General features: G+C 47.1%; 4 protein-coding genes. 3 read left to right on the top strand and 1 reads right to left on the bottom strand.

All coding sequences use genetic code 11. From position 1 onward, the window contains the following. The first annotated feature begins 222 nt into the window (after positions 1–222). The 3 genes from DHW03_RS02230 to DHW03_RS02240 are packed head-to-tail and all read left to right on the top strand — an operon-like array spanning position 223 to position 12410. The gene (locus DHW03_RS02230; protein WP_133248488.1) at positions 223–4647 is read left to right on the top strand and encodes a hypothetical protein; all 4425 of its coding nucleotides are present in this window, start codon (positions 223–225) and stop codon (positions 4645–4647) included. 1 nt (position 4648) lies between these two features. Further along, positions 4649–6796: a fibronectin type III domain-containing protein gene (locus DHW03_RS02235; RefSeq protein ID WP_109924116.1), complete on the top strand. Its 2148-nt coding sequence runs from the start codon at positions 4649–4651 to the stop codon at positions 6794–6796. A gap of 4 nt (positions 6797–6800) precedes the next feature. Then, on the top strand, positions 6801–12410 hold the full coding sequence (locus DHW03_RS02240) for a T9SS type A sorting domain-containing protein (protein ID WP_109924117.1): 5610 nt from the start codon (positions 6801–6803) through the stop codon (positions 12408–12410). Positions 12411–13239: 829 nt separating this feature from the next. Here the strand turns inward: DHW03_RS02240 and DHW03_RS02245 are convergent. Continuing rightward, entirely contained in the window at positions 13240–14421 is a 1182-nt protein-coding gene (locus DHW03_RS02245; RefSeq protein ID WP_109924118.1) for an AIR synthase related protein, read from the bottom strand. Positions 14422–14581 lie beyond the last annotated feature (160 nt).

The raw sequence follows: 14581 nt of genomic DNA on the forward strand, positions 1-14581 counted from the left end.
ATACATCGGGCTTATACTTTGTAAGTTCTGCCCCCACTTTGTCGCCCGTTGCACGACGAGGGGATAGCGAACCCTGACCCATATCTCAAACAAATAAGTTTTACGAACCGCATAAGAAAAATAAAAAGAACAAAAGCATAAATTAACCACCCCCAAAATCAATCCCTAACAAATTTGTACATCCTAAACAAGAAAACACGAAACAGGTAAACCAAACCATACATGACTAGATTTTTGCGCTTAATTTTTCTGTTGGGGATTTTAATAGGCGGTTATACGAAAGCAAGGGGTCAATCAGTAGATACACTGGTTACGCACATCAAGAAATTGCAGGCAACGGTGCAAAACCGCCGTTTGAATATCTCAGAAATGACTGCTGGGGCGGTACACCTGACGCCCGTTGGCATTTTGGGCAAGGGTGGCGGGCAGGGCAAACCCCCGATCCTGATCGATGACGTGGTGCTCTATCCCAACTATGCAGAGTTTCGGGCTTATGCAGCCGTTCTCCTGCCAGGCGCAAAAGAACCCCTTTATTTCGCCACGGTAAAGCCCGTGCAACTGAGTTATAGCGGTGGTATTTTGGGAACAGCCCGAATAGACCTGGTGAGCGATACAAAGGTCAACATGATGGGTAAGGAGGCAGAACTCACCGTCCTGAAGGGGAAATCCTACTTGGAATTTGATTGCAAAGGCTTCAAGCGGGCAGGATTGGGCGTTTCGGTAAACATGCCCAAAAAGCTTGTTCCAGAAGATGCGAACGGCAATCAGCTCCCTGATCAAAGGGTAAAAGGCTATTTTGCAGTAGAGTTTAGCGATCTTAACGATATACTAGCGAGCATCAGCATCGATCCATTTCAGGTTCGAGGTAGCAAGGGAATAACCATAACCGTTACCGATGCCATCATTGATCTCAGCGACACCAACAACGCCGCCAACATGGCCTTCCCCAAAGATTATGAGAAAGATTATCTCAATGGCGTAGATCCTGCCCTGTGGCGTGGATTCTATATCCGCAATTTTTCGGTAAAACTCCCAGAGGAGATAAAGGACAGAAGCAAGAGCGGGCGACGAGAATTCCAGGCAAAAAACGTACTCATAGACAGCCACGGGTTTAGCGGAGAGGTGATTGCCAAGAACCTGATCAGCCTGGAAAATGGCGATCTGGGAGGATGGAATTATTCAATTGATAGTGTTTATGTAAACTTTCGGGCCAACCAATTAATAGGAGCGGGGCTTGCTGGTGGGCTGAACATTCCGATCAGTGGCGATACCAAAAAACTCGCCTACAAGGCCATCTTCAAGCCGGGAGAGGAATATCTGTTCAACGTGGCCACCGCAGAGGATATGAGCTTTGACATCTTCAAAGCCGCAAATGTAAAGATAAGCAAAGGTTCATTCATCGAAGTAGCCCTAAGAGAGAAGAAATTTGAGGCATTGGCCAATTTAAGTGGATCGTTAAGCATTGGGGTCAATTTAAGCGGAGATAAGGACGATAAAAAAGACGGCAACAAATTCAGCACCGGTTCGATAGGCTTCGAACAATTGGTGATCTCTACCAAAGCCCCCTTTATCCATTCAGGTACTTTCAGCTTGGATGTAACCGTAAACATAGGCACCTTCAAAGCATCAATAAGCAAGCTCAAAATCATCAAAAAAAATGATAACCGTGGACTAGGTTTCGATTTGATGATAGGCCTATTGAACGAAAAAGATTCAAAGAACGGATTCTCGGCCGATGCCAGCCTGATGATACTGGGCAAGGTAGAGGTGGGCGAAGATGAGCGTCAGCGTTATAAATACCTGAAGACAGAATTCAACCGCGTACACATCAAGGTAGATCAGGGAACATTCCACTTGGAAGGAGAACTGAACTATTTCAAAGAACAGCCCGTTTTCGGTTCAGGCTTTAGAGGATCGCTCACTGCAGGTTTAACCGTTGGCAGTTTCAAGATAGATCTCAGCGCAACCACGCTGTTCGGGAATACGGGTAAAACCAAATACTGGTATGCAGATGCGGTGGCAGAGTTCCAGCCGGGCATTACCATAGCCGCACCGATGGAGATCTATGGATTTGCAGGAGGGCTTTACTATGGCGTAAAACAGAAGCCCGGAGATGGTGGGCCGCTGGCCATCGTAAACTCACAGACCGGACTGGCCTATCTTCCCGATGAGAACGCAGGGCTGGGCGTAAGGGCCGCGGTAATGTTCGGCCTGGTAAAAAAGAAGGATGTCTTCAACGGAAACGTCGGCTTCGAGATCGCCTTCAACAGGGGCGGAGGTTTGAGCAGGGCGATGCTGATGGGCAATGCCAACTTCCTTCAGCCCATGTCGTTGGAAGTAACCGCAACACTGAAAGTGGGCAGCATGGAGTTCTCGAAGACAGGAACGGTAGGCGGACCATTGGAACTCGCCAACAAAACCTCCGCCTTTGATGCGATCAACAAGAGAGGGCAGTTGTCAGCCAGCATCTTCATTGATTACGATGTGGACAACAGTTCCCTTTTCGCCAGCTTCAAGGTATATGTAAACCTATATGCTGGGGCAATAAAGGGCGTAAATGCCGGTGGGCTGGCCGGAGAGGCCGCATTGTATTTTGCGCCCCACACCTGGTACGTGCACCTGGGCACGCCAAGTCAGCCCATCGGACTGGAAATACTCTGGCTGGCCAAAACGAAATCCTATTTTATGGTGGGCAAGGACCTGCCCGGAAGCCCCCCACCACCAGCCAACGTATCAGAGATTCTGGGCGGGAAGGACATGGACTACATGCGAGATCTGAACGCACTGAAATCTGGACTGGGGATCGCATTTGGCTCGAGTCTTGGATTTGACACCGGCAATCTTCAGTTCCTCATCTTCTATGCCCGTTTCGCAGCAGGCGCAGGCTTCGATGTGATGCTGAAAGACTACGGCCGGTCCGCACACTGTGAAGGGGAAAGCGGCCCTATCGGAATTGGAGGCTGGTATGCGAACGGGCAGGTTTATGCCTTTGTTCAGGGCAAGATAGGCATCAGGATCAGGCTGTTTCGCAGGATGCGAACCTTCGACATCATAGATATCGGCGTAGCCGCCGCACTACAGGCCAAACTGCCCAACCCAACCTGGATCCATGGCGCAGTGGGCGGATACTACCGCCTTTTGGGAGGACTCATCAAAGGCCGTTGCAAGTTCGAGTTCACCGTTGGTAAAGAATGCAAGATCGTAGGCGCAAGCCCATTTGCAGATGCCAACATACAGGTGATAGCCGATGTAAGCCCAAAGAATACAGATAAGGACGTTGATGTGTTCGCCGTACCACAGGCCGTTTTCAATATGGCCATCGGCAAATCCTTCAACATAGAAGGGAATGGACTGTTCAGGGCAAGAATGGAGAAATTTACCGTAACCAGTGGCGGAGCGGAACTGGCCGGAAAGGAAAGCTGGAACGACGACAGAACCGTTATCGCCTATACCACCGATGAAGTTTTACCACCATTAAAGGAGGTTACGGTAAGCGTTAGGGTCTCGTTCGAAGAAAACAAGGGTGGTGCATGGGTACCTTTCCTGAATGATGGCGTGCCCTACGTGGAAGTGAGGAACAACACCTTTACCACCGGAACCGCACCAGATAATATCCCCTTGAGCAACGTGGCATATAGTTATCCGCTCATCAACCAGCTCAATTATTACCAAAATGAAGCAAAGGAAGGATATATCAAGTTGCTGAGGGGACAATCGTATCTGTTTGATAATACGGGTGATTATCAGCAGACCGGTCGGGTGATACCCGAAGAAGGCAAGACCGCCGATTTTGAAGTAAACTATGCCAACAAGCAGATCAACTATGCCCTGCCGAAGCTCAGCAACAACAAGGGCTACGAATTTGGCATAGTAGCCGTACCGAAGAACACCGACAATTCGGTCGATCGGAACGTGAAGAGCGACGATCAGTCCGTGGTCTCAGAAGGAGAGAGCGATCTTACGGTAAGCACCAAGAAGATTGAGGGTACCCTGAGCAATGCAGAAGAGCGAAACATCTACAGCATGAATTTCCGCACCAGTATCTACGATACCTTCAGCGAGAAGATCGACAGGGGAACCAATGTATATTCGTTCACCTGGGCATTGTCGAACGGCGTGCACGAAATGGGCTATGTGTTCAATACCAAGGAGCAGTTCGACGATTATGAGATGAACGATGAACAGCCCAACAACCTGATCAAAATGGAGGCCGATTTAACAGGCAACTCATGGTACGATACCCATATACGGCCGCTCCTATACGACAACAGCCTGGACATCACCTGGAGAAACCCAGAGAAGCTTGGCCTACCGCCATTGAAAGCGATGTATCTGCGCAATGAGAATTTGATAACAGGCTTGAAATACGTTGCCGGGCAAAGCGCAACGCCAGGCAAGGTAGCGCTAATCTACAACCTACCGCTGTACATATCAGGCGATTACTACCAAACCCAGAGCAACATCGTAAACGCGTACGCAATGGGCAGAACGCTCAATATATCAGAAATGATGCGGACGATCGTGACCACACCATTTACACCCGTAAGAAAAGGCCCTTATGCATTCAAGGTAAGCTATGTGCTGCCCGGCATAAACAAGACCACCACCGTTAAGCAATTGGTCATCAACAACAAAATCGGACAATAAGATGAACACCTTATCAAGACATAAACCACCAAGGAACAGGACGGCGACAAACCTTAACGGCCACATCCGTTCCATCATCATCGTTCTGCTCCTTGCCATGAACCAACAGGCCAATGCACAGCAGAAGCCCATCAAGATTGCCATGTTGGCACGCCCGCTAAAAGATTCGATCCTGCTCAGATGGGGGCCAGCAAATGCCCAGGCATGGCATTCATTGAACAAGACCGGCTATCAGCTCCGCCGTTTCACCATCGTGAGAGACGGAAAAGTCCTCGCCAAACCCGAACAGTCACTTTTGAGCCCAATGCCCATAAAGCCCTGGCCGATGGAAGCCTGGCAGAAAAAGGTAGAGGCAGACGACAAATACTTCTCGATTGCCGCCCAAGCCCTCTACGGAGAATCGTTCGAAGTCTCCCAATCAGATGAGAATGCCATAGGCAAGATGATGAACCAGGCCAAGGAAACAGAATCGAGGTTCTCCTTTGCCCTGTTCAGTGCAGATCAGGATTATGAGGTTGCCAAGGCCATGGGAATGGCCTATGTGGATCACGCGGTAAAAGGCAATGAAAAGTATCTCTACAGGATCTATCCGGCAGGAGCGGACAAACAGGTAAGGATCGATACCGGATTCGTTTATACAGGCCCATCAGATTATGCCCCACTGCCAAAACCATACGACCTCAGGATCAATGCAGAGAAAAAGGGCGTGATGCTGAGCTGGAACCAGGAAGCCCAGGCACAGATCTATACCACCTATATCGTAGAACGATCAGACGATGAGGGCAAGACCTTCCAGGCCATTACCGATGCAGGCATCGTAAACCCCGAACAGGGAGAAGACAAAACCCGCAGGCGGGCATTCAAGCTCGATACCGTATCGGCCATCAACAAAAAGCTCGTTTACAGAGTGAAGGGGATTTCTCCCTTCGGAGAGATTGGCCCCGCATCGGATACCCTGAGCGTAACCGCAATACACCATCTGGAAACATCGGCCAGTATAAGCAGTGCCGAGGTAATAGGGAAAACGGTAAAGGTAACGTGGGAAATGCCCGATCAGCCAGCGGATATCATCGGTTTCGACATCGAGAAGGCCAGCAACCCAGAAAAGGGATTCAAAAAGATCAATGCCAAAATGTTGAGTGCAGATACCAGAACCTTTGTCGATCCCTTGGCGGTAAACTCCAACTATTATCGAATCAGAGCCTATGGCAAGGAGGATAAAAGCACCCTGTCTTACCCGGTATTTGCCCAGCTGATCGATAGCATCCCACCAGAACCGCCAATTGAGCTGAAGGGCGTGGTAGATAAGGCTGGATTGGTAAAGTTATCCTGGAAGGCCAACACCGAAAAGGATCTGGCCGGTTATCGCGTCTATCGCGGCAACTCCATTGATGGAGAGTTCTCCCAAGTGACCCGAAAGGCTGTAAAGATTAATGCCTTTACCGATACCGTAGAACTGAAGACGCTGACAAAATCTGTTTTCTACAAGCTCGTAGCGGTTGATAAGCGGTACAACCCCTCAGAATTCTCGCAACCCTTGAAATTGAAGCGTCCGGACATTGTGCCACCCGCACCACCATCGCTATATGAAGTGGAAAATAGAGCAGAGGGGATCTATCTCGCCTGGAACAACAGTGCCAGCGATGATGTGGTTGCGCACGAAGTTTATAGAACGGTGCAGGGCGAAGAGAACTGGAAGCCCATAGCCACCTTCAAGGATACACTACATGTCTTTATGGATACAACGGTCAACCTAAAGCAAACCTATGTTTATAAGATCAGGGCATTCGACGATAGCAATCTCAACTCAGATTCGAAGCCCTTTAGTGCCAAACGGCTGGATTTGGGCTTAAGGCCGGCAATCGTCAACACCAAGGGCACGGCAGACCGCGAAAACCTATCCGTGCAGATCAAATGGGCCTACAACGTGCCAAATGTTGATGCCTACCTCATCTACAAGGCCGAGCAGGGCAAGCCATTGCGCCTGTGGCAAACCTTGAGTCCTTCAGCAACGAAGCAGAAAGATAGGTCACATCAATTTATCGATACACAGTTGTTCATCAATACCATCTACATCTACCGCATAAAAGCCGTGTTTGAAGATGGCACCGAAAGTCCTTTCAGCAAGGAAATTCTAATTAATTATTAAGCGTATGAAGAAGATTTATTTATTATTGATATTGTTTTTGGGGCTTTGTGGAGGAGCGATGGGGCAACAGTATCGATTTGCTGTACAATATAAACAGGTCAATAGCACCCTGTCTGTTCTACCTGCATTACCTGGAGTAATCAAAATCACCATGCCAGATGGTCAAATTATAAATCTTGCAACTACATCTAATTATGTAGATTTACCAAATTACCCAGCAGCAATAGAGATTTCTACGGGAACTACTGATAATACAGGAATCGAATCATTTGCTAACCTAGCAATTCCTTCCCTCACCGATTCTTGTGATTGGAATGTTAGGAGACTGCAATTTAGCGCATATTATTATGTACCAATTAATGGAGTAAATGGAGATGTGATATCTTATGATGACTATGATGTTTATTATAACATTCGAAAAACATCAGGACTAAGTGTAAAGAGTCGCTGTAACTCATCTGAACAGGAGACATTGAAAGTTCCTTGTTCATTCAAAAATGAAATGTTTGGAAATTCTGATACTCAAAATCATTGGGAATATAGTACTAAAGCAGATGAAGTCATTAATGGACTAATAACTTCATATTTTAAACCATTACCAAATGAAGATGGAAGCGATTATATTATTTCGAAATCATTCTACTTAACCTTAACTGATAATACTTACGGTGTTCCAATATACTTTAGGTTAAATAGATTTGGGACATATACGTATATTCTGTTAGGGAATACTTACTCTGCTTCCTTTGGACCCTCGGAAACATTATATCAAGTTACCTTCTACCCCAGCTTCCCAATCCCTCAAACCAAAATCCCCATTGCCCCGCTTTGCGCAAACGGCAAGGGTTCCATAAGCCTAAGCGATTTCAAATACGACGATGGCACGGTCTATAACGGGGGGGAGAACCTGAGCCTAACCCTGAATTACATTGCGGGTGGCATTCCAGACCAGACGATGGTCTTCACGGGTACCTCGATAAGCGTTACCGACCTGAAACCAGGCAATTACAAGGGGCAGGTTACCAACGCAAGTGCCAACTGTACCAGTGAGTTTACCTTCACCATACCCGACGCACCGCCGGCCCTAACCGTAAGTATAACAGGCCAAAGCCCAGATTGCTCAACCGGAACGGGCACGGTAACCGCAAGTGCAGGCGGGGGAACACCGCCCTATCAATATGCCCTAAACGGCGGTGCAAACCAAGGTAGCAATGTCTTTACGGGCCTATCGGCCGGAAGCTATACCCTTATCATTACCGATGCCAATGGATGCAGTTCCGCAACAAGCAATTCAGTAAGTTTAACCATTCCAACAGCAGTAAATACGGTACTCAACAATGCCATCAATCCCACAGGATCTGGACTGAGCAACGGACAAATTATTCTATCCGCCACTGGGGGGACCGGTACAGGCTATACCTATTCGTTGGATGGGATAAGCTACACCACTTCAGATACCTTTGCTGGCTTGCCCGCAGGCACTTACAGCGCCACCACAAAGGACAGCAAGGGCTGTGTGTCTGCACCCTTGAGCATAACCTTGACAGAGCCTACACCTTTAGCCCTTGCCATAAGCGCACAAACCAACAACGACTGTTATGGCGGGAGCGACGGGAGCATAAATGTAGCCGCCAATGGAGGGAAGCCCCCTTATACCTATTCCATCAACGGCATTTCCTACCAAACCAGCAGTTCGTTCGGTAACCTGAGTGCTGGTAGCTATACCCTGTACGTAAAAGATGTAGATGGGAATATAGCCACTAGAACATCCACCGTTACCCAGAATGCAGACATTGTGGCCAATATCAATAAAACAGATGCCGGTTGTTTTGGCGCAGAGGGAACCATCACCATCGATAACCCAACAGGTGGTTCCGGCACGGGATACAGTTACTCAAGCGATGGGGGCGCAAGCTACCAGAGCAGCAATGCCTTCAGTTTGCCACAAGGCACCTATACCATCAAAATCAAGGATGCAAACCAATGTGTATCGGCAGCCACAACAGTAACCATCAATCAACCGGCCGCCAGTCTGCAGGCCACCGCCACCGTACAGGATGCAGGTTGTTTTGGCTCCTCAACAGGAACAATAACCATTACCGCAACAGGCGGATCTGGTGCAAACCAGTACTCCATCGATAATTGGGCAAGCAGCAACACGACAGGTGTTTTTTCTGCATTGGCGGCAGGCACCTACGAGGTCAGGATCAAGGACCAGACCAATTGCTCAATTGGCGTATCCGCTGTAGTTAACCAACCAGCAGAACTTGTGCTGAATATCGATGGCAAGACCGATGCTATCTGTTTTGGGGGAACAGGAACGATTGATGTATCCTCAACGGGAGGGCAGGGCAATATCGTGTACAGCAGCATGCCCGCCCTTACCTTCGGCAATGGCGTATTCAGCGGCGCGTTGGCAGGAACATACGCCATAACGGCCACCGATGACAACGGCTGTACAAGAACCCAGAACGTAATCATCAACCAACCTGCTCAGATTGTAGGATCTGCCGTGGTGAACGCGGTAAGCTGCTCTGGTTCTGCAGACGGAAAAATCACCCTATCCGCCACAGGAGGCACGGGTACCTACACCTATGGGATCAAAAGCTCGGGAACCTATTCGTCCAACAACGTTTTCAGCGGACTATCAGCAGGTCAGTACGTTTTCTCGATAAAAGATCAAATCGGCTGCACGGCCGATTTCACGGTCGATTTAACCCAGCCCAATGCCGTAGCGCTGGTTGTTTCAGGCAGACAGAACGTATCCTGCAATGGCGCGAACAACGGAGGCCTTACGGTAAGCGCTACAGGTGGTAGCGGAAGCTATACCTATACGTTGAACGGTGCGAATCAGGGCACGAACAATAGCTTCAGCAATTTAGCGCCAGGAAATTACCTGGTGCGGGCAACAGATGCAAACGGCTGTTCCAAAGAAACAACAGAAACCATTGCCGAGCCAAGCCTCCTCACCTTAAGCCTGGTAAACAAGGTGGATGTAAATTGTTCAGGCGCAGGTACCGGCGAAATTTCCGTATCGGCCAGTGGCGGACAAGCCCCTTATCAATACGCTTTGAATGGAGGTACCTTCCAAAATAGCCCAACATTTACAAGTCTGTTATTAGGTAATCACAGCGTACAGGTAAAAGATGCAAACCTATGTGTAAAGACCTTGAATGTTAGCCTAACAGAACCGGCAGCCATCAACGCATCGGCCACGGTACAAAACGTTAAATGTTTTGGAGATGCGAGCGGATCCATCGTTATAAGCGTTTCAGGTGGCCTTGCACCCTATCAATATGCACTGAATGGAGCCAGCTTCCAACTCGGCAATACCTTCTCGAATTTGATTGCCGGCAATTACAACATCGTTGTACGGGACAAAAACAACTGTCAGGTGGCATTTCAGGCCACCATAACCAATCTTGCACCAGCACTGGCCTTGCAGGCCACGGCGATATCACCTTCAACCTGCGATGGAACGGGCAGTATCTCCATCAGCAGCGTAAGTGGCGGAGCAACGCCATACGTATATAGTATAGATGGGAACAACTATTCGTCGAACCAAGATTTCGGCAGTCTCGTTGCAGGCCAATATACCGTTTTCGTAAAAGATGCGAACGGCTGTATTGCAACGGATCTGAAGACCATCAGCGTAACCACGGGCATTTCCGCACAACTGTCCCAAACCGATGTATCCTGTTTTTCTGGCAATGACGGCAAGATCACGGTCAACAATGCCCTGGGCGGAAACGGAAACTACCTGTACTCCATAAACAATGGAGCGTTCCAAACATCGAACAGCTTTGCGGGCCTAACAGCCGGAAACTATAGCATCGTGGTGAAGGACAACCCTTACAGTTGTCAATATACCCTTAACGCAACCCTCACGGCGCCTGCTAAGCTAACGATCCAGCTCAAGGCCAGGACGGATATTTCCTGCAAGGCACAGAATGATGGAAAGATTGAGGTGATGGCCAATGGAGGTACGGCGCCATACCAATACAGTATCAACGGAGGTACAAGCTATGTCCCATCAGGAATGTTTACCGCACTGAGCGCAAATAATTATACGCTATGGGTAAGGGATGCGCACAACTGTACAGAAAGCATCAATGTTGCGCTTACAGAACCTGCTGTACTGGCACTCAGCCTGTCGAGCAAAAGCGACGTAACCTGTGCAGGGTCGAACAATGGCAGTTTGACCTTAAACGCCATTGGAGGCACCCAACCCTATAGATACGCCATAAACGGTGGGGCACCACAAACCTCCAACCGGTTTGATAATCTGGCAGGGGGGAGCCATCTGCTCAGCCTCACCGATGCCAATGGTTGCATCGCCAGTTTAACCATAACGATAAACGAAAACCCGCCCTTAGCCCTAACCGTAAGCAGTTTCAAGAACCCAAGCTGTAATGGCGCTGGAACAGGGGAAATATCATTAACAGCCACTGGTGGAAATGGCATTTATCAATATGCCATCAACAACGGCACCTATCAAAGCTCTGGGGTTTTTAGCAATCTGGTAGCAGGCATTTATAACCTTTCGGTTATGGATGGAAAGGGCTGTACAACAATCCTATCAAAAACGATAACGGAGCCTTCGGCCCTGATGGTGGCGAAAACTGTGACGCAACAACACTGTTTTGATGTGTGCGATGGAGAGATCAAACTAACGGTTTCCGGTGGAACGGCACCATACACCTACAGCTGGTCGTCAGGCAATTATGGTAATACATCCTCAATAAGTGGCTTATGTGGAGGATTTTACAAGGTAACCGTTACCGATGCGAATGGCTGTGTCATAGAAGATGCCAGCAATATGGTCACACCAGCAGAGATCAAGGTTGCCAACCTTCCCGATACCGTTTTATGCGTAGGGCAAGTGGTAAGCTACGATGCAGGCAGCCCTGGGCTTGCTTACCAGTGGACGGCAGACAACGGCTTTTCAAAAACGACCCAAAAAGTTCAGATCAGCGAAGGCGGAAAATATGCTTTGAAAGTGACCAATCCGGTAGGTTGCTCGATAACCAAAACGTTTACGGTGCAAACTTCAACCACATTGTTGAAGGCAAATTTTCTGGTATCCACCTATGCCAACGTTGGCGATACCGTTATCGTTGTTGATGTTTCAAAACCAACACCATCAAAAACCTCATGGATTTTTGATACAGGTACCACTATGATTGCTTCAAATGCATCAAATACCATTAGGCAAGTGCGGTTTGATGCACCCGGAGTTTACAACATGATGATGATGGTAAACCTCGGCCAATGTGCGGATGCCGTTCAGAAAAGCATCACCGTTTTGCCAAGGGAAAGCAAGAAGGAAGTTACAGATGCACTTGGCTATAAGGAAGACCTGTTCACCTCATTCAAGATCTATCCCAACCCAACCAATGGAGAGTTCAAGGCAACCATCAAGCTTTCGCAGAAATCGGATATCAGGCTATCTATGTATGGCTTTGGGGGCAATCTGGTCGTAGCGCCACAAACCTATGCCAACGATGACAGTTTTGAAATCAACTTTAACGAAAGGGGCATACCGCCGGGAATTTATGTGCTAACGCTCGAAGCCGGAAACCAAGTCAAAACATTGAAGATTATTAAAATTTAAGTTCAAATTCAAAAGCCTTTTAGAATTACAACGCTAAAAGGCTTTTTTTGAATGACCAAAAGATTGATAAAGACCATGATTTAATTTTTACATTTGGAAAGGAACGGTATAAATTCTTGGCGGACTGTAGTCCGTCTTTCCGCTAAATCCCCGATTGAAAAAATCGGGGGATACCGCTTCAATACGGTTTAGGAACATCGGATTGTGCAAATAAAGCAATTTTGATCAAATTTTGCGCTTATCCATAGGCTTCAAACCTGGGTAAAATAGCCCCAGTGGTATTGAAGCCATTTTTCATGGCGAAGTTAAAGCGAAACTACCGAAACCGACTGGCACTGCAACTGCGCTCCAATTTTTTTTGAATGACCAAAAGATTGATAAAGACCATTATTTAATTTTAACATTTGGAAAGGAACGGACGGAATTCTTGGCGGACTGTAGTCCGTCTTTCCGCTAAATCCCCGATTGAAAAAATCGGGGGATACCGCTTCAATACGGTTTAGGAACCGGGGTTTGTGCAATTACGGCAATTATTCAAGTTTTGTGTTTACCCATATGCTTCAAACCTGAGTAAAATAGCCCCGATTGTATTGAAGCCATTTTTCATGGCGAAAGTAAAGCGGGACTACCGAAACCGACTGGCACTGCAATTGCGCTCCAAATTTTTTTATGACCTTAACCCATACGGTGAAACAACAAGGCGAATTACCATCCATTAAAATGCTGAAATGAATCAGCAAGGTGGACGGACCAGGGAAGATCGTTTTAAGGTGTCGTCAGCCTGAATTTAGTTCAGGTTCTTAGCTGGTTTTTTAAGGCTATTTAAGCTCTAATGGTAAACAAAAGTTCCCTTTTCGCTTTCGATGGTAACCTGCTTTTGCTCAGCCCGCTCTACACGACCAATAATTCGTGCATCTATGTTGAAGCCATTAGAAATCTCGATAATTTCTTGAGCAATTTCTTCAGGAACGTATAATTCCATACGGTGACCCATGTTAAAAACTTTATACATTTCTTTCCAATCGGTGCCAGATTCTTCCTGTATCAGCTTAAACAATGGTGCAATTGGGAATAAATTATCTTTTATTACATGGATATCATCATTAATGAAATGCAGCACTTTCGTCTGCGCACCACCGCTACAGTGTACAATTCCATTAATTTTGTTGCGATGTTTTTCTAGAATTTTTTTAATAACAGGGGCATAGGTACGCGTGGGAGATAAGACCAATTTTCCGGCGGTAATTTTGCCAAATCCCTCAATTTCAATTTCATCTGTTAGTTTCTTCTGGCCAGAAAACACCAAATCGAAAGGAACAGCGGGGTCAAAACTTTCTGGGTAGCTGTTTGCAACAGATTTGTCGAAAACATCATGACGTGCAGAAGTTAATCCATTTGATCCCATCCCGCCATTGTATTCGGTTTCGTAAGTGGCTTGACCAAAAGAGGCTAAAGCTACAATTACATCACCGGGTTTAATGTTGTCATTACTGATTACGTCTTTTCTTTCTAGGCGGCAGGTAACGGTAGAATCTACAATGATCGTTCTTACCAAATCGCCCACATCGGCCGTTTCACCACCTGTAGAGTAAATAGAGATGCCTTGATCGCGTAAATCAGCCAAAATTTCTTCGGTTCCGTTAATCACTTCTGCAATTACTTCACCAGGTATCAGGTTTTTGTTGCGGCCAATCGTAGAAGATAATAAAATATGATCTGTTGCACCAACGCAAATCAAATCATCCAAATTCATGATAATGGCATCCTGGGCAATTCCTTTCCAGACAGAAAGATCGCCAGTTTCTTTCCAATACACATAAGCTAAAGATGACTTCGTTCCGGCGCCATCAGCGTGCATAATATTGCAGTAGGCATCGTCTCCACCTAAAATATCGGGAATAATTTTGCAAAACGCCTTCGGGAAAATTCCTTTGTCAATATTTTTGATGGCATTATGCACATCTTCTTTTGAGGCAGAAACGCCACGCTGATTGTACCTGTTATCACTCATGTTGGCGCAAAGATAAGGATTAGCGCTAAAAGGTGGAAGGTAAAAGGTAAAAGGTTTTTGGTGTATAAGGGGGGGAGCTTCACATCGCTACAAAAGGAAGTGAAAAAACATAATTTGCTACAAAACAAAAAGCTAAATAAACCATTCCATTTGCCGAAAT

The organism is Pedobacter yonginensis, assembly GCF_003173595.1.
GTDB classification, from domain to species: Bacteria; Bacteroidota; Bacteroidia; order Sphingobacteriales; family Sphingobacteriaceae; genus Pedobacter; species Pedobacter yonginense.